General features: G+C 67.2%; 27 protein-coding genes, 1 tRNA gene and 1 pseudogene. 12 read left to right on the top strand and 17 right to left on the bottom strand.

Going from position 1 to position 24550, the window contains the following annotated elements; translation table 11 throughout:
• Positions 1-27 precede the first annotated feature (27 nt).
• The 3 genes from E3N86_RS14485 to E3N86_RS14475 all read right to left on the bottom strand — a co-directional run bounded on the left by E3N86_RS14485 (position 28) and on the right by E3N86_RS14475 (position 2838).
• Positions 28-996 carry an FKBP-type peptidyl-prolyl cis-trans isomerase gene (locus tag E3N86_RS14485; RefSeq protein ID WP_104102087.1) on the bottom strand — a complete coding sequence of 323 codons (969 nt, stop codon included), beginning with the start codon at positions 994-996 and terminating at the stop codon, positions 28-30.
• Between the two features lie 79 nt (positions 997-1075).
• A complete protein-coding gene (locus tag E3N86_RS14480; RefSeq protein ID WP_134401648.1) occupies positions 1076-2107 on the bottom strand; it encodes a tRNA (adenine-N1)-methyltransferase in 1032 nt (343 codons plus the stop codon).
• A 26-nt stretch (positions 2108-2133) separates the two neighbouring features.
• Positions 2134-2838 (bottom strand): HAD family hydrolase, encoded by a 705-nt coding sequence (locus E3N86_RS14475; RefSeq protein WP_370247858.1) that lies wholly within the window; start codon positions 2836-2838, stop codon positions 2134-2136.
• A 97-nt stretch (positions 2839-2935) separates the two neighbouring features.
• On the opposite strand from E3N86_RS14475, the gene E3N86_RS14470 reads away from it, so the two are divergent.
• On the top strand, positions 2936-3880 hold the full coding sequence (locus E3N86_RS14470; RefSeq protein WP_241986170.1) for a proteasome assembly chaperone family protein: 945 nt from the start codon (positions 2936-2938) through the stop codon (positions 3878-3880).
• On the opposite strand, the gene mshC is transcribed toward E3N86_RS14470, so the two are convergent.
• From mshC to E3N86_RS14455, 3 genes are read right to left on the bottom strand one after another with little or no spacing between them, the layout of a single operon-like run.
• Entirely contained in the window at positions 3877-5157 is a 1281-nt protein-coding gene (gene mshC / locus E3N86_RS14465; RefSeq protein WP_134373752.1) for a cysteine--1-D-myo-inosityl 2-amino-2-deoxy-alpha-D-glucopyranoside ligase, read from the bottom strand. The genes E3N86_RS14470 and mshC overlap by 4 nt on opposite strands.
• A gap of 13 nt (positions 5158-5170) precedes the next feature.
• The gene (locus E3N86_RS14460) at positions 5171-6025 is read right to left on the bottom strand and encodes an undecaprenyl-diphosphate phosphatase (RefSeq protein ID WP_134373750.1); all 855 of its coding nucleotides are present in this window, start codon (positions 6023-6025) and stop codon (positions 5171-5173) included.
• 18 nt (positions 6026-6043) lie between these two features.
• Positions 6044-7369, bottom strand: a complete 1326-nt coding sequence (locus E3N86_RS14455; RefSeq protein ID WP_134512211.1) for a M20/M25/M40 family metallo-hydrolase — start codon at positions 7367-7369, stop codon at positions 6044-6046.
• A gap of 116 nt (positions 7370-7485) precedes the next feature.
• Here E3N86_RS14455 and E3N86_RS14450 point away from each other — a divergent pair.
• Positions 7486-7568: transfer RNA gene (locus E3N86_RS14450), tRNA-Leu, on the top strand.
• 501 nt (positions 7569-8069) lie between these two features.
• On the opposite strand, the gene E3N86_RS14445 is transcribed toward E3N86_RS14450, so the two are convergent.
• The 4 genes from E3N86_RS14445 to E3N86_RS14430 form a co-directional block, all read right to left on the bottom strand.
• Positions 8070-8378 (bottom strand): hypothetical protein, encoded by a 309-nt coding sequence (locus E3N86_RS14445; protein WP_104102102.1) that lies wholly within the window; start codon positions 8376-8378, stop codon positions 8070-8072.
• A 410-nt stretch (positions 8379-8788) separates the two neighbouring features.
• Positions 8789-9289 (bottom strand): CarD family transcriptional regulator, encoded by a 501-nt coding sequence (locus tag E3N86_RS14440; protein ID WP_104102105.1) that lies wholly within the window; start codon positions 9287-9289, stop codon positions 8789-8791.
• 134 nt (positions 9290-9423) lie between these two features.
• Positions 9424-10449, bottom strand: a complete 1026-nt coding sequence (locus E3N86_RS14435) for an agmatine/peptidylarginine deiminase (RefSeq protein WP_104102107.1) — start codon at positions 10447-10449, stop codon at positions 9424-9426.
• On the bottom strand, positions 10446-11438 hold the full coding sequence (locus tag E3N86_RS14430) for a nitrilase-related carbon-nitrogen hydrolase (protein WP_134512210.1): 993 nt from the start codon (positions 11436-11438) through the stop codon (positions 10446-10448). The genes E3N86_RS14435 and E3N86_RS14430 overlap by 4 nt, the downstream gene beginning before the upstream one ends.
• A gap of 74 nt (positions 11439-11512) precedes the next feature.
• Here E3N86_RS14430 and E3N86_RS14425 point away from each other — a divergent pair, with 74 nt between their 5' ends.
• The 5 genes and pseudogenes from E3N86_RS14425 to E3N86_RS14405 all read left to right on the top strand — a co-directional run bounded on the left by E3N86_RS14425 (position 11513) and on the right by E3N86_RS14405 (position 15329).
• Positions 11513-12199 (top strand): TetR/AcrR family transcriptional regulator, encoded by a 687-nt coding sequence (locus tag E3N86_RS14425; RefSeq protein ID WP_134512209.1) that lies wholly within the window; start codon positions 11513-11515, stop codon positions 12197-12199.
• Positions 12200-12448: 249 nt separating this feature from the next.
• A pseudogene (locus tag E3N86_RS17525) lies at positions 12449-12556 on the top strand (xanthine dehydrogenase family protein subunit M); the annotation flags it as partial.
• Positions 12557-12608: 52 nt separating this feature from the next.
• Positions 12609-13412, top strand: a complete 804-nt coding sequence (locus E3N86_RS14415) for a VWA domain-containing protein (RefSeq protein WP_241986168.1) — start codon at positions 12609-12611, stop codon at positions 13410-13412.
• Positions 13412-14152 carry an SRPBCC family protein gene (locus E3N86_RS14410; protein ID WP_134512208.1) on the top strand — a complete coding sequence of 247 codons (741 nt, stop codon included), beginning with the start codon at positions 13412-13414 and terminating at the stop codon, positions 14150-14152. Before E3N86_RS14415 ends, E3N86_RS14410 begins: the two co-directional genes overlap by 1 nt.
• A gap of 34 nt (positions 14153-14186) precedes the next feature.
• Positions 14187-15329 (top strand): XdhC family protein, encoded by a 1143-nt coding sequence (locus tag E3N86_RS14405; protein WP_134342873.1) that lies wholly within the window; start codon positions 14187-14189, stop codon positions 15327-15329.
• Positions 15330-15337: 8 nt separating this feature from the next.
• Here E3N86_RS14405 and E3N86_RS14400 read toward each other — a convergent pair whose 3' ends face one another.
• Together E3N86_RS14400 and E3N86_RS14395 are read right to left on the bottom strand one after the other, a co-directional pair.
• A complete protein-coding gene (locus E3N86_RS14400) occupies positions 15338-17566 on the bottom strand; it encodes an MMPL family transporter (protein WP_134512207.1) in 2229 nt (742 codons plus the stop codon).
• Between the two features lie 348 nt (positions 17567-17914).
• Entirely contained in the window at positions 17915-18277 is a 363-nt protein-coding gene (locus tag E3N86_RS14395; protein ID WP_104169945.1) for a hypothetical protein, read from the bottom strand.
• A gap of 125 nt (positions 18278-18402) precedes the next feature.
• On the opposite strand from E3N86_RS14395, the gene E3N86_RS14390 reads away from it, so the two are divergent.
• Both E3N86_RS14390 and E3N86_RS14385 read left to right on the top strand, forming a co-directional pair.
• A complete protein-coding gene (locus E3N86_RS14390) occupies positions 18403-18555 on the top strand; it encodes a hypothetical protein (RefSeq protein ID WP_174843025.1) in 153 nt (50 codons plus the stop codon).
• Positions 18556-18574: 19 nt separating this feature from the next.
• A complete protein-coding gene (locus E3N86_RS14385; protein WP_241986165.1) occupies positions 18575-19483 on the top strand; it encodes a hypothetical protein in 909 nt (302 codons plus the stop codon).
• Here E3N86_RS14385 and E3N86_RS14380 read toward each other — a convergent pair.
• On the bottom strand, positions 19470-20405 hold the full coding sequence (locus tag E3N86_RS14380) for a DnaJ domain-containing protein (protein ID WP_104102128.1): 936 nt from the start codon (positions 20403-20405) through the stop codon (positions 19470-19472). The genes E3N86_RS14385 and E3N86_RS14380 overlap by 14 nt on opposite strands.
• Before the next feature lie 145 nt (positions 20406-20550).
• Between E3N86_RS14380 and E3N86_RS14375 the strand changes: the two genes are divergently transcribed.
• Positions 20551-21198, top strand: coding sequence for a DUF1345 domain-containing protein (locus E3N86_RS14375; RefSeq protein ID WP_241976878.1), 648 nt, complete (start codon positions 20551-20553; stop codon positions 21196-21198).
• Positions 21199-21207: 9 nt separating this feature from the next.
• Here the strand turns inward: E3N86_RS14375 and E3N86_RS14370 are convergent, their stop codons facing one another.
• The 3 genes from E3N86_RS14370 to E3N86_RS14365 all read right to left on the bottom strand — a co-directional run bounded on the left by E3N86_RS14370 (position 21208) and on the right by E3N86_RS14365 (position 22487).
• The gene (locus tag E3N86_RS14370; protein WP_134373686.1) at positions 21208-21513 is read right to left on the bottom strand and encodes a hypothetical protein; all 306 of its coding nucleotides are present in this window, start codon (positions 21511-21513) and stop codon (positions 21208-21210) included.
• 26 nt (positions 21514-21539) lie between these two features.
• Positions 21540-21704 carry a hypothetical protein gene (locus tag E3N86_RS16940; protein WP_158250294.1) on the bottom strand — a complete coding sequence of 55 codons (165 nt, stop codon included), beginning with the start codon at positions 21702-21704 and terminating at the stop codon, positions 21540-21542.
• A 69-nt stretch (positions 21705-21773) separates the two neighbouring features.
• Positions 21774-22487: an SOS response-associated peptidase gene (locus E3N86_RS14365; protein WP_134512206.1), complete on the bottom strand. Its 714-nt coding sequence runs from the start codon at positions 22485-22487 to the stop codon at positions 21774-21776.
• 129 nt (positions 22488-22616) lie between these two features.
• Here E3N86_RS14365 and E3N86_RS14360 point away from each other — a divergent pair, with 129 nt between their 5' ends.
• Complete coding sequence (locus tag E3N86_RS14360) at positions 22617-23453, top strand: DUF3097 domain-containing protein (protein ID WP_104102232.1); 837 nt, start codon at positions 22617-22619, stop codon at positions 23451-23453.
• Positions 23454-23701: 248 nt separating this feature from the next.
• Positions 23702-23905 (top strand): cold-shock protein, encoded by a 204-nt coding sequence (locus tag E3N86_RS14355; RefSeq protein WP_035840308.1) that lies wholly within the window; start codon positions 23702-23704, stop codon positions 23903-23905.
• A 103-nt stretch (positions 23906-24008) separates the two neighbouring features.
• Here E3N86_RS14355 and E3N86_RS14350 read toward each other — a convergent pair whose 3' ends face one another.
• Positions 24009-24488, bottom strand: a complete 480-nt coding sequence (locus E3N86_RS14350; protein ID WP_104102139.1) for an Lrp/AsnC family transcriptional regulator — start codon at positions 24486-24488, stop codon at positions 24009-24011.
• Positions 24489-24550 lie beyond the last annotated feature (62 nt).

Below are 24550 nucleotides of genomic sequence, written 5' to 3'. Positions count from 1 at the left end.
GTCTATCCGCCGCTTGCAGGCCGAGACTTAGTTCACGCCGAGGATATCGACGACGAACACGAGCGTTGAGCCTGCGGGGATCTTCTGCGAGGCCTCATCACCATAAGCCTGATCGGCCGGGATGACGGCGATGACCTGCGAACCGACAGTCTGCCCGATGATGGCCTGGGCGAACCCGGGGATCAGCCCGCCCTCGGTCTTCGAACCGTCCACGATCAGGAACTCGGCCGGTTTCCCGGTCTGCCAGCTGGAATCGAAGACCGTGTTCTCGTTCCAGAGCACGCCCGTGTAGTGCAGGGTCGCAGTGTCGCCTTCCGCGACTTGCTCGCCATCGCCCTTCTTGAGGACGCCGATCTGCAGCTCGGTCGGCGGCTCACTCGACGGAATGGTGAGGCCGGGGGTTCCATCAGTCGCAAGGACAACGGACGGAAGCCCGCTCGCGACCGACTGGTTGGCGCCGTTGGCCCGGAGCAGGTTGGCTCGCACGACGTCGATCACGAAGACCAGCGAGTCGTCGGCGCCGATGCCACTGTTGGGGTCTCCGCCGGCCGGACCGAGCCCGTCGTCCGGGGAGACGATGAGAGCCAGCCGGGATCCGACCTGGGCGCACTCCAGGCCCATCGCCAGGCCCGGGAGCGACTGTTCGTCGTCCAGGACGATGCTGGCCTGGTTGACCCCGTCGTACTCGCCCGCGCTGATCAACGCACCCGTCGTACCGTTGTAGAGGCTGAGGTCGAGCTTGACCAGCTGATCCGGGACGAGACCGGCACCCGTGCCGGCGATGATCTCACTGGCCTGGGTGGAGTCCGTCTTCAACGGGGTCGGGAAGTCCACCGTCGGCGCGGAGCCGAATTCGCCCGACACCGACACGAGCTTCGACGCTGCCCCCTTCGTGACCGGCGCCTGGCAGTCTGCGGCGTCGACGGGGGTGCTGCAGCCGGTGAGGACCGCGACCAGCAGGCCAGCGGAAGCGATGAGTGCAGGAGCTCTACGCACGGGATCTCATTTCAGTGTGGGGCAGGTGATTATGCGGGACAGGGGCAAATTCGGGGCCGGATGACAGGCCGAAACAATCCTAACGGGCGTTGGGTGCGAGGTCGTCGGGTTCGCCCGCGTCGAGCCCGCGAGCCTTCGAGATGGCCGCGCCTGTCTCGGCCATCCGCACGCGCTTGCGCATGACCTTCGAGCTGACACTGCGTTCGCCGAGGGCGCCCGGCGTCCAGGCCTCCACATCGGCATCGGAGAAGTCGGTCTTCGACGGACGGCGCTTCAATTCGGGAAGAATCGTGTCCGGGGCGAGACGGCGGGCCGTGATCAGGAAACCCGTGTGCCCGATCATCCGGTGATCGGGCCGCACGGCGAGACCCTCGACGTGCCACCCGCGAACCATGGTCTCGTTCGAGTCCGGGTTCGTGTAGAAAGCGGTCGCACGAATGGCCTCGGCCACCCGCGAGAGTTGGGTCACCGTGGCCACGTAGCAGAGCAGCACTCCGCCTGGCTTGAGCGCGTCCGAAACAGAGCCCAGGCACTCCCAGGGCGCGAGCATGTCGAGCACGACCCGGTCCACGCTCTGGGCCGGCATCGTGTCGGGGAGGGTATCGGCGAGGTCGCCGAGCGTGATGCTCCAGTTGGCGGGATCAGACCCGAGAAAGGTCGCGATATTATCACGGGCGACATCCGCGAACTCGCTGCGGCGTTCGAATGAGGCCAGCCTCCCGGCGGGGCCGATGGCGCGCAGCAGCCAGAGCGACAGGGCGCCGGAACCGACGCCGGCCTCCACCACAGTCGCCCCCGGGAAGATATCGGCCTGCGCGATGATCTGGGCGGCGTCCTTGGGATAGATGATGGCAGCGCCTCGCGGCATCGACATCACGAAGTCGTTCAGCAACGGCCGCAAGGCGAGGTGCTCCACGCCGACGTTGTTCGTGACGACCGAGCCGTCCGGGACACCGATGACGTCATCGTGCGCCAGGATTCCCCGGTGGGTGTGGAAGACCTTGCCTGGTTCCAGGGTGATCGTGTTCAGTTTGTTCTTGGGTCCGGTCAGCTGTACCCGGTCGCCGATCCGGAAGGGTCCACTGTTTTGGATGACCTGATTGTCGCTCATGCGTGCGTTACGTCCTTGCTCTCGGGTCAGTGTGGGTCGGTCGGGGCCGGCTTGCGGCCGAGGGATCCGCGACGGGCGGTGTACAGCGAGGTGAAACCGTGCAGAGTGCGACCGGCGAGGGTCGGCCAGAGCTCGTAGTGCGCACTCTCGGGCAGGGAGACCATGTGCGGGACGCCGACGACGACGGCCCCGGATGCCACGGCGGCCGCGATGCCCGGAATGGAGTCCTCGACCGCGATGCAGTGCTCGGGGTCGACGCCGAGCAGCCCGGCAGCCGTCAGGTACGCCTCTGGATGCGGCTTGCTGTTCGTGACCATATCGCCGGCGATAATGGTGTCGAAGGCGGTGAATCCGACAAGTTCGGCGATCTGTCGTGCCATCCGCTGCTGTGACATGGTGACCAGCGCCATGGGGACGCCGGCGGTCTTGAGCTCGGCGAGCAGCTCGAGCGCGCCGGGCCGCCATGGGGCACCGCAGGTTCTCAGGAGTTCCTGGACACGGCTGGTGAGCCGGTGCACGATGGCGTCGCCGGCCAGATCGACGCCCCGATCCTGCAGGATGACCGCGGAACCCTCGAGGCCGGAGCCGACCAGCAGCATGGCGTCGCTGTGGGACCAGACGCCGCCGAAGGACTCGACCAGTTCCGTCTCGGCCCGCATCCAGTACGGCTCGGAGTCCACGATGGTGCCGTCCATGTCCCAGAGCACGGCCGCAGGCAGGGGGGAATTGATTCGGATCGCGTTCACGGAGTTCAAGTGTAGGGGGCACCGCCTATCCTTGATGGATGGTGCGCCGTGCGGGGCACCCCGTCGAAAGAGGTTTCGGACAGTGACAGAGGCTAATGGGTTCCTCAACGGTCGCCTCCTGGTGGTGGCGTTCGAGGGTTGGAACGACGCCGGCGAGGCGGCGACCGGCGCCGTGGGCACCCTGAAGGATCTGCTGGATGTATCCCCGGTCGCGGAGATCGACCCAGAGATCTACTTCGACTATCAGTTCAACCGGCCCACCATTTCGGCCGGCGGCGAAGACGGCCGGCGCAAACTGGAGTGGCCGGGTGCGGTACTCTACGGACCGACGACCCGCGCCAAGGCCGGGGCTCCCCTGGCCGACGACGCCCAGCTGCGCGTCAGCGGCACGAACGCCGGAAACATCTATCTGCTCCTTGGAACGGAACCGTCCCGCAGCTGGAAGGGATTCGCCGCAGAGATTCTCGACGCCGCCCTCGCCGCGGATGTCGGCGGCATCGTCTTCCTCGGGGCGATGCTGGCCGACGTTCCTCACACCCGGCCTATCTCCATCTTCGTCTCCAGCGACAACCCGCAGGTACGAGCCGAACTTCAGGTTGAGCGCAGCACCTACGAAGGCCCCGTCGGCATCCTGAGCGTGCTCGCGATCGCCGCGGAGGAGGTCGGCATTCCGACCCTGTCGATCTGGGCGTCCGTCCCCCACTACGTGCACAATGCGCCGTCGCCGAAGGCGATGCTGGCACTGATCGACAAGCTTGAGGAGATCATCGATGTCGTCATCCCGCGCGGCGACCTGGTGAGCGAGGCCGATGAATGGCAAAGCGGCATCGACACGCTGGCGGCCGAGGACGACGAGATGGCGGCCTATATCGGGCAGCTCGAACAGGCTCGCGACACGGTCGATTCCCCGGAGGCCAGCGGCGAAGCGATCGCCCAGGAATTCGAGAAATACCTGCGCAAGCGCGGCGATGGCCGGGACGGCCCCGGCGAGGGGCGCCCGCCGACCGACTCGCCCCGCCAGCCCTAAAGAGCCACGCCGAGCAGCGCGTCGACCGCGCGGGCCAGCAGTGCCGGATCGTCGACTCTGTCGGAGTCGGCTGCGGCGGCATCCACGACCGCCAGCGCGCTCGGGGTGTCGAGGTCGGCGGCGAGGGCGGCCCGCAGCCGTTCGATGACCGCGTGCGTGTCGAGGGTTCCGGCCGTGCCCGCTGTCCCGAAGGCCGCGGTCCAGGTCGCGAGGCGGGCCACCGCCGCCCGAAGGTGCGCGTTCGTCCACTCCCAATCGGCGCGATAGTGCTGGTCGAGCAGGGCCAGGCGGATTGCTCGCGGGTCGGTTCCCGCGGTGCGCAGTTTGGACACGAGCACCAGATTTCCGAGCGACTTGCTCATCTTCTCGCCCTGATAGGCCACCATGCCGGTGTGGCTGTAGACGCCGGCCAGCGGATGCCCGGATAGGGCTGCCGCGTGCCCCGCACTCATGTCGTGGTGCGGGAAGATCAGATCGCTGCCGCCGCCCTGCACCGTGAAGTCCGTGCCGAGTTCCTTCAGTGCGATGACCGAACACTCAATGTGCCAGCCCGGACGGCCGGCGCCGACGCGCGACGCCCAGGACGGTTCCCCGGGGCGGGCCGAGCGCCAGAGCAGCGGGTCGAGGACGTCCCGCTTGCCGGGACGGGCCGGGTCTCCCCCGCGTTCGGAGAACAGGGTGAGCATGGCCTCGGAGTCGAGATTGCTCTCGTCGCCGAGCGTCCACGAGGTCGCGCGCTGCGCGGCCTCAATGTCGAAGTAGATGTCGGAACCGGCGGCCTCCGTCGGCTCGGGCGCGCCTGCGGCGGCCGCGTCCACGGGGACCGGGTACGCGAGGCCGGCATCCCAGAGCTGGGCCACGGCATCCGCAATCTCGTCGATGACCTCGGTGACGGCGACATAGTCGTTCGGCGGGATGATCCCCAGTGCCTCCATGTCGGTGCGGAAGAGGTTCACCTGCGACTCGGCGAGAACCTCCCAGTCGACGCCGGTGGCGGCCGCTCGCTCGAGGAGCGGGTCGTCGACATCCGTCACGTTCTGGGCGTAGTGCACCCGATAGCCGCCGTCCAGCCAGACCCGCTGCAGAGTGTCGAAGGCCAGGTAGGTGGCCGCATGGCCGAGGTGCGTGGCGTCGTAGGGGGTGATCCCACACACGTACAGCCGGGCGATGTCAGTGGGTTTGGCCTCGATCAGGGCCGCGGTGGCGGTATCGTGCAGCCAGGGTGCGCCGGACTGACCGGGGAGTTGCGGAATTTCGGGTCGTCGCCAGGCACGCATCTTCTCAGCCTAACTAGGCGGAGATGGTGTTCGTCACCAGCAGGCCGATCAGCACGAGGCCGAGCACGATGCGGTAGATCACGAACGGCAGGAAGCTACGTCTGGAGATGTAGCTCATGAAGAACTTGATCACGAACAGGGCGACGACGAAGCCGATGACCGTGGCCGCCAGGGTGTCCCACGGGCCGAAAATCTCCGGGGTGCAGTTTGTCGCACCCTCCAGGCACGGCTTGACGATCGATTTGTACACCTGGAACAGCCCGCTGCCGAGAACGGCCGGGATGGCGAGCAGGAAAGCGTAGCGGGCGGCGGCGGCGCGCTCGTACCCCATGAACAGGCCGGCGGTGATCGTGCCTCCCGAGCGGGATACGCCGGGGATCAACGCGAGGGCTTGGGCGAAGCCATAGACGATGCCATGGGGCACGGTGAGGTCGCCCAGCCGGCGGCGCTTGGCCCCGACGTAGTCGGCGATGCCGAGCAGGAGGCCGAAGCCGATCAGCACGCTGGCGGTAATCCACAGGTTGCGGAGCGAGGACTCGATCTGGTCCTGGAAGAGCAGGCCGAGCGCCACGATGGGCAGCGATCCGAGGATGATCAGCCAGCCCATCCGCGCGTCCGGGTCGGCGCGCGGAACCTTGCCGACGAGGGACTTGGACCACTGCCCGATGATGCGCACGATATCGCGCCAGAAGTAGATCACCACGGCAGCCTCGGTACCGATCTGGATGATCGCGGTGAAGCGGGCTCCCGGGTCACCTCCGGTTCCTAGGAATTCCCCGACGATACGGATGTGGGCGCTGGAGGAGACCGGGAGGAATTCGGTGAGTCCCTGCACGAGTCCCAGGATGAGTGCGTCGATGAAGTTCACGAAATGCCCTTTTGCTGTTCAGTAGTTCGAGAGCAGGTCGGTCAGGACCTGCCTGCCAAACACTAACGCGTCGAGAGGCACCCGTTCGTCGACCCCGTGGAACATCGCCGGGAAATCGAGGTAGGCGGGGAGCTTGAGCGGGGCAAAACCGTAACCCTTGATCCCGAGGGTGCTGAGGGCCTTGTTGTCCGTGCCGGCGGAGAGCAGGTAGGGCAGCACCGGAGCGCCCGGATCGTGTCGGCCAAGGGTTTCGACGACCGCGTCGACGAGGGGCCCGCCGAATTCTGTTTCGAGACCGATGTCGCGGTGCATGATCACGATCTCGATGTCGGGGCCGACCAGCGCGGCCACTTCGGCGAGTACGGAATCCTCGTCGCCGGGCAGGGTGCGGATGTCGATGAGCGCCTCGGCCCGGTCCGGGATGACGTTGTGCTTGTACCCGGCGTGCAGAACGGTGGGATTGGTCGTGGTGCGCAGGCTCGCTTGGATGAAGCCCGATGCCGTGCCAGTGGCGAGGGCCAGCTCGTCGGGACCGACACGTTGGGGGTCGACGTCGAGCACCCGTGCCAGCTCCGCCAACAGCTGGGTGGTGGTCTCGGTCAGACGGATCGGCCACTCGCGTCGGCCGACCTTGGCGACAGCCTCGGCGAGCCGGGTCACGGCGTTGCTACGGATCAGCCGGGACCCGTGGGCCGCCTCGCCCCGCGCCACAAGCTTGATCCAGATCAGCGCCTTCTCGCCCGTCTGGAGCAGGTAGGCACGCCGACCGCCGAGCGTGATCGAGTAGCCCCCGACCTCGCTGATGGCCTCGGTGGCGCCGTGGAAGAGCTCCGGACGGGTGTCGACGAGGTAGTGCGAGCCGAGCACTCCCCCGGCCTCCTCGTCGGCGAAGAACGCCACGATCAGTTCACGGGCCGGTTCCTGGCCGGAGCCGAGGATGTTTTGGAGCGACGCGAGCATCATGGCGTCCATGTTCTTCATGTCAACGGCTCCGCGGCCCCACAGGAGGCCGTCCTTGATCACGCCGGCGAACGGGTCCACCGACCAGGCCTCCGGGTCAGCGGGAACGACGTCGAGGTGGCCGTGGACCACCAGCGCCCCGCGGCTGCTGTCACGACCCGGAACGCGCACGACGACACTCGTGCGGCCCGGTTCTGAATCGAACAGCTGCGGGGCGAGGCCGAGAGACCGCAGGTTCGCCTCGACGTACTCGGCGGCATCCGTTTCGCCGTTCGAACGGCCCTCGCCATAGTTGGTCGTGTCGAAACGGATGAGGTCGCGAGCGATCGTGGCCGTGAGGTCCAGTGCAGCGTCGGCCGGCGTGTTGTCAGCAAAGGAAAGCATGCGTGTCACGCTACCGGGCCTCGCCGCCGGCGGGCGACGGTGGGCGCGGCTGGAGGGCCTCGAAATCCGTGCTAGATTACATATTCGGCGGCCGGGAACGGCCGCTGGAACACTCGGCCCGGGTGGCGGAATGGCAGACGCGCTAGCTTGAGGTGCTAGTGCCCTTATGGGCGTGGGGGTTCAAGTCCCCCCTCGGGCACAGAAATTAGATTCGGATCATTCCGACTCGTCATGTGGAAATAGGTCGCGACAATCGATACCGGTTGCGCGGCCTATTTTTTTATGGTCGAACGTTTCTCCGGCCGGAACGCAGTCTCCTCGCCATCACCCCGTATCGGAGGTCCGCAGGCGGCAGCCTCACCGCCGACATGCTCGGCGCCGCCCGCTTTTCCCGCAGGCGAGCGCCACTGAAGGACTGGTTGATGCCACCTACTGTCAACCGGTCATCGGGCCCTCTCCCGTGCGCGCCTAGATCGCACACCTCATGCCGGCGATCCTCGACGGGACCGTCGATCCCGGAGGGTCTTCGACCGCACGGTGAACCTCGACGCATCCCCCGTCGCCAACCGTGACGGGGCAACCGCGAAGCCCTCACGATCATGATGGCCATCTGACCGGCCGCGTCGCGGCCAGAGGTCAGCGCCCAAGGGAAGATCGTAGGGGCTGTGCTCGCAGTTGCCCGAGGTCGCGGCTAGGCAGCCTATTCCTCAAACGTCACGTTGCCGCGGCAGGCTTCGCCCGGGCTGGGCACCAGATCCTTGAAGCCGTGGCTGACGAACCGCCCGTAGCTCTGCACGCGCCCGTCCGTGACGAAGTCGTCGTTGAATTGGGGCGGCTGGTTTTCCTCAGCATCGGGGAGGTCCCGGCCCGAATAGGCGCACGCCGAACTCGCGTTCGTTGCGCCCGGGACCGGACTGCCATTGCCACTGGTCTCTCCAGCCTGAGCCGAAGTGGCGCCGACGAAAACAAGTCCGAGTGCGACAACGCACCCCAGTACCATGCGTTTCATGAGTAATCCTCTCAACAAGGGACGACCCGCCTGGCATCGGGTGAGCCAGCGTCCCGCCCCACCTTTGCGGAAGATACTCCTCGGTGGCTATCTGGACAACGGGCGGAAGACACATTCGGAGAGCCATCCATGACCGCGCGAACCGCTCGTTCCCCTCAGGCAGGCCAAGCGCCGCAGCCGCAGCCGCAGCCGCATCCGCATCCGACTTCGAGGAGTCGGTCGACGGGCTTCGGCCGCAATTTCTCGGCCAAGAGCCGGTATTAGTGCTCCTGCACCTCGTCAGGGATGTACCGGGACGCGGAAAGCACGGGCGGAGGTAAATCATCGACGGCCCGAGTACCCACTCGTGGAAGGCATCCTACACGTCGTCGTGTCGGTGGATCGCTTGGGCGTCGAACCGCCGCGCGGGCCTAGACCGCTTCGGTGAGGGCTCCGGAGAGAACCTCGTCCAAAGCCAGGACGGTGTCTTCCGGTGATGTGCCGAGCGCCAGCGCCAGCTCAGACTCCAGGAGTTGACGGGACTTGGCGAGCATCCGCTTCTCACCGGCGGACACGCCGCCGTCCTGTTCGCGGCGCCACAGGTCCCGGACGACTTCGGCGACGCGCGTCACGCTGTCACTCGCCATCTTCTCTTGATTCGCTTTGAACCGGCGGCTCCAGTTCGTTGCTTCCTCCGTGAACGGCTCGCGCAGAACTTTATAGACCTCTTCCAGCCCAGCGGCATCGATGACGTCACGCACTCCAACAAGCCCCGCATTCGCGATGGGAAGTTGGATTGTGAGCTGCGACGAATGCACGCGCAGCGTCATCGCCGGCTGGGCGACGCCCTTCAGCGTTATGGTGGAGAGCTCGGTAAGGGTGACCGCACCGTGGTGCGGATAGACGAGGGTTTCCCCAACGATGAACTTCAAACTGACTCGATTCAGATCGTGCTGCATGCGGCGTCCCGGTGGCGCCGACTAGCCGAATTCCCGGTGGCCAACCTGTCAATCGTGCCACAGTCCCCTGAACGTTCACCTTGCGGCAGTAAGCGTGGCGCGGCGTACTACCCGGCCGATGGCTGCTGCTGGGTGATGCAGTGGATGCCGCCGCCGCGCGCGAACAACGGCCGCGCCTCGACCGACACGACCGTTCGGCCCGGATACGCCGCGGCCAGGATCTCCCGGGCGACCTGGTCGGCCCGTTCCTCGCCGAAGCCGCAGGCGATCACGCCGCCGTTGACGACGAGGTGGTTGACGTAGTTGTAGTCCACGAAGCCGTCCTCGTCCGTGAGTGCGGCCGGTGCCGGCAGGTCGACGATGGTGAACGGCCGGCCCGCCGCATCCGTCTCCTCGGCGAGAACGGCGCGGAGCTGCCTGGTCACGGCATAGTCCGGGTGGGCCGGGTCGTTCTGCGCGTGTATCAACACCGTTCCGGGCGACGGGAGGGCGGCCACCATATCGACATGGCCGCGGGTTCCGTAGCGCTGCTGGTCCCGGCTCAGGCCGCGCGGCAGCCAGACCAGGCGGGTGGCGCCGAGGGTACGGGCGAACTCGGCCTCGATCCTCGCCCGGTCGACGTAGGGGTTCCGGCCCGGATCCAGTTGAACGGTCTGCGTGGCCAGCACCGTTCCCGCGCCGTCGACGTGAATGCCACCGCCCTCGTTCACGAGCACCGAGGAGATCGCACTCGCGCCAGAGGCGGCGGTGACGAGCCTGCCTACCTCCATGTCTTTGCCCCAGCGCGCCCAATCCTGGGCACCCCAACCGTTGAATGCCCAGTCCACCGCCCCCAGCTGCCCGTCATCACCCAGCACGAAGGACGGGCCGATGTCGCGCATCCAGGCGTCGTCAAGTGGTGCCTCGATGATTTCGATCTCCGCGGAGAGGTACCGCCGAGCGGTCGCCACCTCGGCCGGGTCGACGACCATGGTGACGGGTTCGAATTCGAGGACCGCGTGGGCAACCGCGGTCCAGGTGCCGCGCGCCTCGTCGGCGGAATACGCATCCGTGCCGAGCGTGTAGCCGTCCACCGGGAATGCCATCCAGACCCGGTCCTGCGGCGCGGTCTCCGCCGGCATCAGCCAGGTCACGACTCCCCCGACGTCACCATCGCACCGAACGGATGAGCCGGGTCGACCGGCGTGGTCAGCCCCGCATAGCTGTCCGGCCGTCGGGTGGCCAGGAAGGGAAACAGCGTGAGCCACTCCTCCCGTTGTGCCAGGTCGAGGTCGGCGACCAGCACCGCGGACTCGTCACGGGGAGCCTGCACGAGCACACGACCGTAGGGGTCAGAGATGAAAGAGGAGCCGTAAAAGGTCAGGTCGCCCTCGTCGCCGTGACGATTGGGCACCACCATGAAGAGGCCGCTGGTGATCCCGTTGGCCACGATCACCTGCCGCCAGAGCGGTTGGGTGTCGAACGTCGGGAAGCCGGGCTCCGAGCCGATCGCCGTGGGGTAGACCAGCAGCTGGGCGCCGCCGAGGCCGTACAGCCGCGACACCTCGGGGAACCATTCGTCCCAGCAGGTGGGCAGCCCGATCCGGGCACCGCCCAGTTCCTCCGGCGCATAGACGGGATACGCGTCCTCGGCTGGGCCCGGTCGGAACCAGGTGTCCTCGTAGTAGCCCTCGGTGACCGGGATGTGCAGTTTGCGCGTGCGGCCGAGCAGCCGACCGGTCGGCGAGACCAGGATGGCCGTGTTGTAACCACGCGGGTCCTCCGGTGCATCCTCTGCGTCCGGTCTCTCGTAGAGGGAGGCGTGCACGACGACGCCGTGCAATTTGGCCTGCTCAGCCGCGAAGGTGAAGGTCGGTCCGGTCAGCAGGTCCTCGGCCGTCAGCTTCGGCACACCCTGTGCCCGTGCGTTGCCGGGGTATTTGCGCAGCGTCAGCTCGGGCAGGAAGGCGACGCGGGCACCCTGGTCGGAGGCCAGACGGATGCCCTCGGCCAGCTCCGCGCGCAGCGCGTTTTCGTTGACGTGCCAGCGGTGCTGCACGAGCCCGACCCGGAGCGGCGGCCGGGCCTCGCCCGACGTGCGGGTCAGCGGTTCGGCAATGCCGGGCGCGTTGATCACGAGCATGACGAGACCTCCCTGCGGAATAATTGATCACTTGATCAATAACCGTTGGCTAAAGATATATAGACTCAGGTTTCATGTCAACCGATCCGAGCGCATCGCGGCGCAAAGCACCGATCGAGCGGGCGGCGGAAATCGCCCGCGCCGCCCGGGAGATCGCCCTTGACGAGGGCTTGTCGGCCCTCACACTGCGTGCGGTCGCCTCCCGGATCGGGGTGACCCCGGCCCTGGTCAGTCACTACCAACCGAGCATGGACTCCCTGGTGGCTTCCACTTTCGGGGCGATCGTGGCCGCCGAGATCGGCGAGGTGGCGGAGGAGCTAGCGCCCTGCGAGACAGCCGTGGCGGCCCTGCAGACGCTGATCGACACTCTGCTCGGACCCGAACGCAGCACCGTGACCGCGGTCTGGCTCGACGCCTGGAGCCTCGGCCGACGCCACCCTGCGCTCGCCGTGGAGGTGGGCGTTCAGATGGACGCCTGGCAGGCGTTCCTGGCCGTCCTGCTGAACACCGGCTGCGCGCGCGGCGAATTCCGGGCGATCGACCCGGACGCCGTCGCCTGGCAGCTTTTGGCGATCATCGACGGGCTGAACGCGCACGCCATCGTGCGCTACGGCCATGCACAGCGGCTGCGCGGTCTCGTGCGCACCGTCGCCGAACACGAGCTGGGGCTGCGCTCCGGGGCCCTCGGGCCCGGGGACGACTCCGGCCGCCGACCCGAACCTGACCATCCCCCGGCACCGATCACCGTGCCTGTATGCTAAGCGCATACTTCCGGTCATGGTTCTGCTGTGAACGGACGAGCGCTGGTTGAGACAGTGCATGAGGCCCCGGCGATTCGTCGCCGGGGCCTTTCCCGTTGCGGGACCGCCACTGAACCCTCGACGTTCTCCGCTGCGGGACGGTCGCTCCCAGCGGCCGAATCCCCGGCGGCCCGGAGCCGTCCCGATTCGCCTTGACAACCCGGCGGCCCCGGAGCACTACGTGACACGATTCCAGCTTTCCTCGACTATGTGCGCACCAGCACGGTCGACGATGCGATCACCCGACTCGAGCGCCATGGTCCGGAGTCCCGGGTCATCGCGGGCGGGCAGAGTCTTCAGCCGATGATGAAGCTCCGTCTGGCCAGACCCGAGTGGCTGATCGACATCAACAAGCTCTTCGAACTGGACTTTGTGCTGCGCGATCGCGGCGGACCAGGCGCCGCTGCCCCAGCCGCCGGTCCTGGCTCCGGACGAGGTCGCCCAGATGCGTCGCCTGGTGCGCCGGATCGCCCTCGCCACGCCGGAACGCGTCAGCAGCCGCACCTGGAAGAGCTCCCGGAGCGCCCCGAGGCTGGACCTGCGCCGCACGGTCAGGGCGGCGCAGCACAGCGGCGGGGAACCGGTGCGCCTGGTCTACCGGCGCCGGCGCACGCGACTGCGCCGTTTGATCCTGCTGTGCGATGTGTCCGGGTCGATGGAGCCGTACACGCGGGTTTTCCTGTCGCTCCTGCAGGGTGCAATCGCGGAGGCCGAGGCCGAAGCCTTCATCTTCTCGACCGGATTAACCCGGCTGACCCGTCAGCTCGCGGTGCGCGACCCGGACCAGGCTCTGGCACGGGCTGCCGCCAGCACCCAGGACTGGGCAGGCGGCACCAGGCTGGCAGAAAGCATCCGCCATTTCACGGATGCCTGGGGTCGACGTGGCCTCGCCCGCGGGGCCGTCGTCGTGATCATCTCGGATGGGTGGGCGCTGGACGACCCGGAATCGGTGCACACCCAGATGGCCCGCCTGCGGCGCCTGGCCTACCGCATCATCTGGGTCAACCCCAGGAAGATCGCTTTGCACTACCAGCCGGTGGTGGGCGGCATGGCGGCCGCGTTGCCCTTTGTCGACGCGTTCGTCAGCGGGCACAGCTATGCGGCCCTGGCAGAAGTGGCGGCGGCGATTCGCGCCGACCGTTCGTACCCACACGAGAATACGAGGACCCGTTGATGGACATCAACAGCACGTTCTCCGTCGTCGCACCGATCGACGAGGTGTGGAAGACTCTGATGGACTTCGAACGTGTCGCCGGCTACGTTCCGGGGGCACAGGTGCTGAACAAGCTTTCGGATGACGCCTATCAGGTCGGAATGAAAGTGAAACTGGGTCCGGTGACCATTCAGTACAGAGGTCAGATGACCGTTCTCGAACGCGATGCGACCGCGCACCGCGCCGTGTTCGAGGGGCGCGCTCAGGAGACCCGCGGTCAGGGCACGGCGCAGGCTACGGCCACCCTCACCCTCGTCGAGGCGGAGGGCGAGACCCAGGGCACGGTCATTGCCGAGGTGGCGCTTTCCGGCAAGGTGGCCGCGGTGGGGCGCGGCATCATCGGCAGCGTCACGGACCAGATGATGGCCCTCTTCGCGGAGAACCTGCAGGCCATGGTCACGGGTCCGGCTCCGGAACCGGCGGTGCCTGCTGCCGGGGCCACGACCGGGCAGACCGCCGAGACGGTCAGTGGGACGGGAACCGCGACGGCTCCGCCCGCCGCACCGCCGGCCCGGCCCCTCATCACGACGGCGCCTACCTCCCGGGCGCCGCAGCCGCCCGCCGAGACCAGCCTGAACGCCCTCGATCTGGCCAAGGGCATCGTGATGGATCAGCTCAGCAGCCTGCCCAGGCTACTCGACGTGATCGCAGCGGTGGCGTTTGTCGCCTATTGGATCGGCCGCCGCGCCGGCGGTCGGTAGACCCGGATGAGCGAAACCGGAAGGGTCACCACCTGTGCGTGAGGTTCTGAACCCGCTGCTGACGGGATGGCAGGCCGGCGGTATTGCCGGCCTGGCCACCGTCGTGCGCACCTTCCAGTCCGCCCCCCGGCCGGCTGGCGCGTCGATGCTGGTCACCGCCGACGGGGAGGTGGTCGGCTCGGTCTCCGGCGGCTGTGTCGAAAGTGCCGTCTACGACCTCGCGACCCAGGTGATCGAGGATGGGCGGCCGGTGCTGGTGCGCTACGGCATCAGCGACGACGACGCCTTCTCCGTTGGTCTGACTTGCGGCGGCATCCTCGACGTCTTCGTCGAGCCAGTCAGCCAGGTGAGCTTCCCGGAGCTGGCCGCTGTGGAGCAGGACATCACCGGATCGGCCCCGGTAGGGGTCGCGACCGTGATCGCGCACCCCGATCCCAGCCGTCTAGGCCGACACCTGATCATCCGGCCGCACGGCTTCGACGGCGATCTGGGCTCCGAACGGGCGAACCGGGCCATCGGCGACGATGCTCGCGGGCTGCTGGCCGCCGGACGCAACCGCACCCTCACCTACGGTCCCGACGGTGAACGACGCGGTGAGGGCATGCGGGTCTTCGTCAACAGCTACGCCCCGCGCCCACGGATGCTGGTGTTCGGCGCCATCGATTTCGCGGCCGCCCTGGCCCGGCTGGCTTCCTTCCTCGGCTACCGTGTCACCGTCTGCGATGCCCGCGAGGTCTTCGCCACGCCGGCCCGGTTCCCGGAGGCCGACGAGGTCATCGTCGGCTGGCCGCACCGCTACCTGGCCGAGCAGGTCGCGGCCGGGCTCGTGGATGAGCGCACCGTCGTCTGCGTGCTCACCCACGACCCGAAATTCGACGTGCCGCTCCTCAAGGTGGCCCTGACCCGCGGCCCATTCGCCTACATCGGTGCGATGGGGTCTCGGCGCACTCACGAGGACCGACTGACCCGGCTCCGCGAGGCAGGTGTGGGCGAGGCGGAGCTGGCAAGGTTGCACAGCCCCATCGGGCTGGATCTCGGCTCCCGAACCCCGGAAGAGACGGCCGTGTCCATCGCCGCGGAGATCATCGCCGAGCAGTGGGGCGGCACCGGAGAGCCGTTGGGCAGCCTGGCCGACCGGATCCACCACGACGACCTGGACGAGCCGACCTCGGTGTAGCCGCCGCCCTACTCCCGCATCCCGAAGCGGGCGTAGATCGGATGCAACCACCTCGGCGCCCACCAGAGGCCCTTCTCGAGCGAGGTCATCACAGCGGGAACCACGATGGTGCGCACGAGGGTCGCGTCCAGCAGCACGGCCACGGCGAGGGCGACGCCGATCTGTTTCATCTGCAGCAGATTGCCGGTCGCGAACCCGGCGAACACGATCACGATGATCAGGGCCGCGGAGGAGATGATCCGGCCCGAGCTCTGCAGACCCGTCTCGATAGCGAGCCGCGTGGCCTCACCCGCCTCGTAGTGCTCCTTGATCCGGGCGAGCAGGAACATCTCGTAGTCCATGGCCAGGCCGAAGCCGAAGGTGAGCACGAGGGTCAGAACCAGAGGGTCCACCCCGGCGATCGTATCGGCATCGAAATCGAGCAGGCCTGCGAGATTTCCCTCCTGGAAACCCCAGACCAGGATGCCCACGGAGGCGCCGAGCGAGATGACGCTGATCACGAGGGCGGTGAGCGGGATGACCACGGAACCGGTCATCAGGAAGAGCAGCAGGAACGTGGCCCCGGCGATGATCAGGGCAGCCCAGGGCGCGCCGGCGACCAATGAGTCGACATAGTCGACCGACGCGGCATCCGTGCCGCCGACCCAGTGGTCGAAGTCGGGCCGGTAGTCCCGGATCTCCCGCACAACGGCCGGGCCCGCGTTCTGGTCGACGCCGACGCGCGACACCCAATGCCCGTTCACCAGGGCCGGTGGTGTCGTGCCGGTGACGTTCGGCAGCGTCGCCACCTCCTCGGCCCAGGCCGCGGCGGACGCCTCATCGGTGTCCGAGACGAGCTGCACCAGCGGGGCCGTGGCGAGGGGGAAGTGGTCGTTCAGCGCCGTGACGAACCCGTACTGGGTCGAGGCCTTCGGGATGGCGTCGGCGCCGCCGCTGGACACGTTGATGTTTAGCGCGGGGCTGCCGAGCAGGAGGAGCACGGCGATGCCCCCGAGCGCCACGAGCACGGGCGCCCGTTGCACGCGGCGAGTCAGCCGGGAGAAGACGCCCTCCCGGGGGGCGACGTCGCCGAAACGGGTCAGGAGGGGACCGAGGCCGGGGATGCGGGTCAGCAGGCCCGGCTTCAGCAGCCGTTCGCCGAAGTACCCGAGCAGAGCCGGCACAAGAACGAGCGCCGTCAGGATGGCGATCAGCACCACGGAGACCGCGCCGATGGCGATGGCACGGATGATCGTCGGTTCGAAGACCAGCAGGCCCACCGTGGCGATGGCGAAGGTCAGACCGGAGTAGAGCACCGTGCGGCCGGCCGTGTCCGCCGTGATGCCCACCGCCTGCAGCATCAGCTTGTGACGTTCCGTACGCGTTTCGCTGTCGCCGGCCCGCTCCACGAGTGCCCGGAACTCCTCGCGGAACCGGCTGACGATCAGGAGCCCGTAGTCGATGGAGAGCCCCAGCCCGATCACGGTGATGACGTTGAGCACCGTGGTGTCGATTTCCATCAGGTAGCTGAAGCCGAAGAGGGCCCCGAGAGCGCCGGCGATCGACGCCAACGCCCCGATCAGCGGGATGCCGGCCGCCAGGAATCCGCCGAAGATGACCAGCATCACGAGGAGGGCGATCGGCAACGCGATCAGCTCGCCCTTCTGCAGGTCGGCCTCGGCGACCGCCACCAGGGATTCCACCAGGAGCGGGGTTCCGCCGACTTCCACGGTGGCGTCCGGCTCAAGCTGCCGGACCTCGTCGGCCGCCACGCCGAGCCGTTCTTCCACCTCGCCCAGCAGGTCATCACTGAGGTCACCGTCTGGTGCCACCATCTGGGCGTTCAGCAACAGTCCGGTGCCGTCGGGCACCAGGAGAGGCATCGCAGCCGGGTTCGGCGAGCCGTCAGGGAGCGGTGGGATGGCGAGCGGGTTGATGACCTCTGATACCCCGTCGACTTCCAACAGGTCGGTCGTGGCCGCGGTGAGGATCAGGCCCAGGTCCGGGGCGGACAGGTCGACGTCGTGGATCAGCAGAGAGAGAGATTCCGTGTCTGCGCCCTCGGTGCCCTGCAGCAGATTGGCTACCTGGCTGGCCTCGCCTTCAACGGTGGGTCCGGCGCTGGAGAGCCGCTGGAAAAGGTTCTCCCCCGTCACCCCGATCAGTGCCGTCGCCACGCACGCGGCGATCGTGAGCGCCCAGAGCAGCAGAGAGGTGAACCGGTGACGGGCGATCAAAATGCCCAGTGTGCGCAGCATGGCAGAAGTCCTCCGGTCTCAGGCGGCTACCGCCAAATTACTCCACCCGGCGCCGACGGACCGACACCTGTCGGGTGCCGGGACACACCGCGGGAGGTGTACGCTCGGAGTTATGCCCCGTATACCTATGGGGGTATAGTCCGGGTTGGCCTGATCGCTGCCACTTGGGACGAACGTGCGCCGCAAGATCCTTGTCGGTCGAGTCCGGGGCTCTGCGACAACTTCATCCCGAACGAATTCGACGGAGATTCTGCTCTAAACAGCGCCCGTGGGCTAAAAAACGGGAGTTTGACCTAAAATCTCCGTCGAATTGGTTCGAGACCGGAGACGACCAGGACTCACACTCACCTAGGGTGCCTCGTCGACGATGCCGATGAATGCGTTGCCGATGCCGTCGACCTCGGTGCGACTGAGGCCGGCGGCGGCATCTGGGAGTTCCTCGGATCCGTGGTAGTCACAGGTCAGATAGGTGAAGGCGGGCCACCACTTCTTGGGACGCGCGGCTTCGGAGAACCCGCAGACATCACAACGTAGTTCCACCCAGACCGGCTTCTTGCCGGTGCGGTTGGCCCGAGACTGCACGAGCCACGCCGGCGGGTTGCGCTCGATCTCGGCCAGTTCAGCCTCCGACATCCGGGAGGGCAGTTCGTGGCGCTGCGCCATTTCGATCGGGATATCCAGGCGCAGGGCGGCGATTCGTCGGGTAATCATCTTGACCAAGGATAGGCGTTCCCGGGCCGGGTAGCCTCGTCGGCTACGGCACTCCCTGCGTCAAACTCGACTTTCTCGACCCGTCGACGTCGGCCGAGGCCCGGAGCACCAACGGTGCGGTCACGGTGGGGCTGCCGGCGGACGGGGTGACCTACCGGGTGGACGCCCGCGCGACCAACGGCGAGAGAGACAGCGGGTCGGTCCCGAGCGACTCCTCTTCCCGCCGCTCCATCACTGCGGCGACCGCCAACGGGAAGGTGACGGTCGAAGCCCGCTGACCGGTCGAAGGGGCCGCCCATGAAACACTGGGGTATGCGCGATACCGTCTCCCCCCTCGGCCTGCTGCTCGACGTGGACGGGCCGATCGCCAGTCCGGTGTCCCGGACCATCGCCATACCGAGCATCATCACGGATCTGATCAGCCTGGCCGGAGCCAACGTTCCGATCGCATTCATCACCGGGCGGTCGTCGACATTCATCCGCGAGAAGGTTGTCGCGCCCCTCCGCGCAGCCGGACTGCCCGAGTCGATGCGCATGTACGGGGTCTGCGAGAAGGGAGCCGTCTGGTTCCCGATCACTGCCGCGGGGATGGGCGAGATCGTCGTCGATGACAGCGTGGCCCTGCCGACCGCTGCCGTGGATATGCTGCGCAACCTCGTCGTCGACGGGTTCAGCGACACGATGTTCTTCGACGAGACCAAGCAGGCCATGGTCTCGGTCGAGCAGCGCACGGATGCCGACCACGGCCGGTACCAGGCCGCCGCGGTGGAGTTCAACGAGGCCGCATTCGGGGTGATGGTTGAACTCGGGCTGGGCATCCGTTTCGGTGATCGAGTCGTTCCGGACCAGGCCGGCACCGTGGGATTCCGGATCGACCCGACGATCATCTCGACCGACATCGAGTCGGTCACCCTGGACAAGGACCGCGGCGCGGAGCGGGCGCTGGCCTTTTTCTCCGAATCGGGAACACTCCCCCGGGTCTGGCGCTCGGTCGGCGACTCGCGCAGCGACTACCTGATGGCCGACCACCTGCATGCCGCCGGCTATGACGTCTCGCATGTGGATGTGCGGCCGTCCGACGGTATCCTCGAGCGCCCCTACCCCGTGATCGTAGAGGGGTCCCTGATCCACGACGCGGCCGGCGCAGAATTCCTCCGGTACTGGGCCGACAAGCTGAGCCTGCGCGAAGCGGCTACTCCGAACTGAAGCGGATGCCGTCCTGCAGGCGGCTCCGCAACTCGAACACCTTCTCGAAGCTGCCGCGGTCCATTCCGGGCAGCCCGCTGCGCAGCACCCCGATCAGCCGTGACCTCGGCAGCGTGATCACGGTCGGGCGCCGGCCACGTCCGGGGACCGTCAAAGGGTCAGTCAGGGCCTCGTCGGGCAGCACGACCAGCACAGCGGTGAACCTCACCCGCAGCGACTTCGCCAGAGCCCGCACGACACCCTCGACGTCTTCGATCGGACGAACATCGGGGCCGAGGGCGTCACCGACGAGCTCCCCGCGCCGAAGCTGCACCGGCCCGCCCCAGTCCTCGGACAGGACCGCGAACAGTCCCGCCGGGCCGAGCACGACGTGATCGACCTTGCCGCCCTGCATGCCGGCAGCCACATCATGCCAGGCCGTGAAGCCGATCCCGAGGGCGGAGACGAGTTGCGCCGTTGATTCCTCGGCCAGAGCCTTCGCCAGCCAATGCCGGATCTCCCGCGGCGCCGAACGGATCAGCGTCGGGGCATACGGGTCATCGATAGAGGTTCCGCGCCCGGCCCATTCCCGAAGCAGTTCGAGGTAACGCTGGCGCGCCTCCCCACCCGGATGGCCGTACATGCGCGCGCGCGGCCCAGCCTGCGTGGCCTGCCCACGGCCGGCTCCGGAGGCGTAGGCGGGGCGCTCCGGCTCGGGGAACGCGTCCGGGTACCGGCGGCGGTCATAGTCGGCGCGCCCCTCCGGGGTTCCCACCCGCTCCCACGCGATCTGAACGAGGTGGAAGGCGGCGGCGTCTCCGCCGACGTCCGGATGCGTGTGGCGCAGCAGGCGACGGTAGGCACGACGAAGTTCGTCGTCACTTGCCGACGGGCTGACGCCGAGTACCTCGTAGGGCGACGCCGCGGTCGGGCTATCTGACATCCAGCGTTCTCTTTCAGCGTTAGTGCGGCCGGCAATGGAACAGCCAGCCAATCGTTCCCTCACACTACCGACCCTGGCTGGCATAACACCGGATGCGCCCCGGGCCTCGGCCCGCAGAAACCCGATTTAATGGCACGATCAGCATATGACGACGCACGGCCAACGCCTCCACCGCTCGAGTACCCGACTTATCGGCATGTTCGCGGTGGGTGTCGTCGTCGCTGTTCTGGCTGGGGTGTGCGGGAGCTGGACCCTGGCTCCGATCGCGGGCTGGGCGGCCGCCTGCGTGACGTATGTCACCTGGGTGTGGATCACCATCGGCCCCATGGACAACCAGAACACGGCCAGCCATGCCACCCGGGAGGATTCGTCCCGAGGTGCCGCCGACATCCTGATTCTTCTCAGCAGCCTCGGCAGCCTCGGCGCTCTGGTGTTCCTGCTGGTGGGGACCGACACCAGCTCGGTCACCGCACGGGGAATCCTGGCGGCGGCGGCGGTGCTCAGCGTCGGGCTCTCCTGGATTCTGGTGCACACCCTGTTCACGCTCCGCTATGCCTCGCTCTACTACTCCGGGCCCGACGGCGGGGTGGATTTCAACCAGGCGGTGCCACCGAGTTACGGGGATTTCGCCTACCTGGCCTTCACAATCGGGATGACTTTCCAAGTGTCAGACACCAGTCTGCAAACGCACGCAATTCGGATGACGGCGTTGCGCCACAGTCTGCTCTCGTATCTGTTCGGCTCGTTCATCTTGGCTACCCTGATCAACCTGGTGGCCGGCCTGTTGCGCTGACGAGGCCCGTCAGTCGGCAAACTCCCGGACCGGGCGCACAGTGCTCCCGCCGAAGACGACCACCCACACGCCAGCGTCGCCGTCCACGGTCAGCCCGTCGGGGTAGCCGGCCGCGGCCGGAAAGCCGGCACAGGGAAATAGGCCAGGGAACCGGCCATCCGAGTCGCAACCGCCCTCGTTCATCCCCAGGCCGGGAACATTCGAGAGCACGTCCAGCTTGGTGACCGTTCCCGCGGCGTCTTCGAGCGCGAACCCTCGTTCGAGCGCGAGAACGGATCCGCCGACACTTCGGGGCCGGAGGGCCGCCGCGATCAAGCCGACATGGTACCGGGGGCTGCGACCTAGTCGCGGAGGATCTGCACCGGGATGGCCACGGCCAGGGAAACGCAGAGGATGCCGCTGAGGAAGATCGGCAACTGCCAGGCCGTCACCTCGAACGCGAACCCGAACAGCCAGAGACCGAAGACGAAAATGGCCATTGCGACGGTGAAGGCGACGGCGTTCATGGTGCGATCCTTTCGAGCGATGCCCGCACTGCACGCCGGGCCGATGAGTCGAGCGTACCCGGTCGAGCGTCAGACCGTCGACGGCGCCCCGACGGGCTCGATGAGTTCCGGACCGTCACCGCGCACCGGGGCGACCTCGTGATAGCTCAGGCTCCCGACGGTCTCCCGGGCGGCGGCCACCGTGGCGTCGACCAGGGCCTGGTCACCCGGAGTATGGGGGTCGAGCCACTGGTCCCACCATTCTTCCGCCAGGATCACAGGCATCCGGTCGTGGAGGACGGCCAGGGGACCCTCGGCGTCCTGGGTGAGAATCGTCGCGGACAGTACCCACCGGGCCGGGTCGTCGTCGGCCAGGGCCGGATTGCGCCACCAGGAATAGAGGCCGGCGAAGGCCAGTGGAAGACCGTCGTCTGAGTGGATGAAGTACGGAGTCTTCACGGTGCCGTCCGTGTGCCACTCGTAGTAGCCCGTGGCCGGGACCAGCGCGCGCCGGGAGGCGACCGAACTCTTGAAGGTGGGCTTCTCCGCCGCCGTTTCGGCACGGGCGTTGAAGGTGGCGAAGGACGACTGCAGCTCGGTCGCGAATGAGGGGACCAGGGACCAGCGCGCGCCCTCGAGCCGGCGCACAACCGGCCCGGCCTTGGCTGACTCGAGCACGATCGGGATCTTTTCGGTGGGTTTGATGTTCCACGACGGTTCCGGCAGGTTCTCGCCCTCGTGCTCGACGTCGAACATCGCGGCGAGATCGGACGCCGTGTCTGTGATGATGAATCGACCGCACATGGAGACAGGTTACTACCGGACGCCGACACCCCGGCCTGAGAGCGCAGACCGTGCCGGCCATCCGCTAGCGTCGATTCCGGTGTCGGCGAGGCGCAGGAGCGAGGAAGATCGTCAATGGACGAGCGGAACATGCAGGATCGGTACAGTGCGGATGTACTTTCCCCCGGCTGGCGGGACGCTGGCCGGAAGGTCATTCCGACGCAGGAAGCCATGCCCGACCTGGTCGTCGAAGAGGTCGCGACCGGTTTTTGCGGTGCCGTGGTGCGGATCGAGAAGAAGATCGTCACCCTGGAGGACCGCCACGGTCAACTGCGCCTGTTTCCGCTCGGCGGCGGATTCTTGATTGACGGCGAGCCGGTGGTGCTCGTCGTCCCGGTCAGGGCGGCGCCGCAGGGCCGCGCCCGCACCGCCTCGGGATCGATGGCCGTGCGGGATGCCCCGGCGCGGGTGGCCCGAGCCAGCCGCATCTTCGTCGAGGGCCGGCACGACGCCGAGCTTGTGGAGAAGGTCTGGGGAGCCGATCTACGGATCGAGGGGGTCGTCGTCGAGTACATTGAGGGCGTCGACAACCTCGAGGAGCTCCTGCAGGAGTTCCGCCCGGGACCCACCCGGCGGGTCGGGGTGCTGGTCGACCACCTGGTGCCCGGATCGAAGGAAAGCCGGATCGCCGACGCCGTGGCGCGCGGACCGCACGGCCGGAATGTGCTCGTGGTCGGGCATCCATATATCGACGTATGGCAGTCCGTGAAGCCGAACCGCCTGGGAATCACGACGTGGCCCGCGATTCCGCGCAGCATCGAATGGAAGCACGGGATCTGCGAGGCCCTCGGCTGGCCCCACGAGGACCAGGCCGATATCGCCCGGGCCTGGCAGCGGATCCTGGGTCGGGTGCGCACATTCGCCGATCTGGAGCCGCAACTGCTGGGCCGGGTGGAGCAGCTGATCGACTTCGTCACCACCGAGTAGTGCAGGGTGCGCCCTGATCGGGTCATAACCTGCAATCAACGTAACGCTTTGGAACCGAATTGGCACGGAATCTGGATGCACCGCGGCGATGTGGGCTAGGGTTATCTCAGTAGTTGTAGTGCTTGCACGTCTTGTAACGCGGTGACCCCGGTCGCCGCGGCGTATTCCTTTCGGAAGCGGACGACGAATACCGCGACGAACGGCCTCGAAAGTCGGGGCCTTTCTAACACTCCTGGAGGAGTTTCATAATGGCAACAGGTACCGTGAAATGGTTCAACGCTGAAAAGGGCTTCGGCTTCATCGCTCCCGACGACGGAAGCGCCGACGTGTTCGCGCACTACTCCGCGATCGCATCGAACGGCTACAAGTCGCTCGACGAGAACCAGAAGGTCGAGTTCGAGGTAACCCAGGGCCCGAAGGGTCCTCAGGCCGAGAACATCCGCGCCCTCTAAAGTTCGCAACTGCTCAACTAGCGAGGCGGCTTTCCGAGTCGCATAGCTCACGAGCTTCGACAACGCCCCTGCTTCGGCAGGGGCGTTGTCTGCGTTAAGCGAACTATTTGACGAGGTCCTGCCAGCCGTCACCGTCGACGTACTCGAAGATAAGGTTAGTCTCGGTGTGCGCAACCGCCGGATGCTCCGCCAGATGCTGCAGGACGAAGTCACGCAGGTCCGACGCGTCCGCCGCGGCCACGTGCAGCAGATAGTCGTCGGCGCCGGCGGTGTGGAACAGGCCGATCACCCCGGGCCAGTGCGGCGCCGCCGCCCGGAACGCGTCGATCTGCACGCGGGCGTGCTTGACCAGACGAACCGAGATCAACGCCTGCAGGGACGCGCCCAGCGCGGCCAGGTCGATATTCGCGCGATAGCCTCGGATGTGCCCCAGCTGCTGCAGCCGGCGCAGGCGTAGCGACACGGTCGACTCGGCGACGCCGATCTCCGCGGCCAGCGCCGCACCGGAGGCACGGGCGTTGACGGACAGCGCACGCAGGAGCGCCCGGTCGACCCGATCGATTTCGGCTTTCTTCGGTTCCATCGGCCTACTCTTTCTTCCGTGAGCAGTTTATGCGAAAGCTTCCGCTGATTCGCAAGGGTCTG

Source organism: Cryobacterium sp. Hz7, assembly GCF_004402815.1.
GTDB classification, from domain to species: domain Bacteria; phylum Actinomycetota; class Actinomycetes; order Actinomycetales; family Microbacteriaceae; genus Cryobacterium; species Cryobacterium sandaracinum.
The sequence above is the reverse complement of the archived record's forward strand: the minus strand, read 5'-3'. Positions and strand labels throughout refer to the sequence as shown.